Below are 921 nucleotides of genomic sequence, written 5' to 3' on the forward strand. Positions count from 1 at the left end.
CTAGGCTTTGTACGAAAAGTTAGCTCGCAGGCAGCGGTCTATGCATGCCACGCATACCATCGCCCTAAAGCTGCTTGCTAACTTATCGTAGCGTGTGGCAATGCGGCGTAGCTCCTTTAGCCAGCTAAAACAGCGTTCTACCGCATTTCGTTGTCGATATTTAGGCTTATCAAACCGTCTAGGTAGACCTGGCCGCCTTCTTCGATACATGTTGCGTTGAGCTATGACCGGCTTCATCCCGTGCCTATCGCAATAACGACGCAGCTCATCGCTGTCATAGCCTTTATCAGCCACCATATAGCGACTACGTTTGCGCGGGCGCCCTACGTTACCAGGCAGATAAACGCTCTCTAATGTCGAAATAAAGTGCCGAGAGTCTGCCTCTTGGCCGGGAGACAGCGTGAATGCCAGAGGCCAACCATGACGATCGCAAACCAAATGAATTTTGGTGGTTAACCCCCCGCGACTGCGGCCAAGGGCATGATCTAGCGGTTCTTCAGAGCCCCTTTTTTGCCGCCTCCTGCGGCAGCACGGGTGGCACGAACCGATGTTGAATCAATCATCCACGTATCCAAATCCATCAAGCCGTCTTCACGTAACTTGAGCTGTAAGCGAGAAAGAATGGCCTCAAACGTGCCGTCATCTCGCCATTTGCGAAAGCGTTCATAAGCGGTAGACCAAGGACCGTAGCGCTCAGGCAGATCACGCCATTTAGCACCAGAGCACAGCACCCAGAAAATACCGTTGAGAACTTGCCGGTCATCTCGCCTAGGCCTCCCCATGAGTTGAGGTGGCGATACAATGTCTTCAATCTGTGCCCAGCCGTTATCAGAGACTTCATAACGTTCGACCATGACGGTTCTCCTATGCAGCTATCGCATAGGCAAATTTAGCAGATATGACTTTTCGTACAAAACCTAG

Annotated in this window: 1 protein-coding gene; it reads right to left on the reverse strand. The window is 51.7% G+C overall.

Features of this window, described 5'->3' with window-relative positions; all coding sequences use genetic code 11:
- Positions 1–854 (reverse strand): IS5 family transposase gene (locus IE091_RS18340; RefSeq protein WP_096921760.1). Its coding sequence is split into 2 segments (ribosomal slippage): positions 1–510 and positions 513–854, totalling 852 coding nucleotides; the frame shifts between segments, so codons are not numbered across the junction.
- Positions 855–921 lie beyond the last annotated feature (67 nt).

The organism is Vreelandella hamiltonii (assembly GCF_014651775.1).
Taxonomy (GTDB): domain Bacteria; phylum Pseudomonadota; class Gammaproteobacteria; order Pseudomonadales; family Halomonadaceae; genus Vreelandella; species Vreelandella hamiltonii.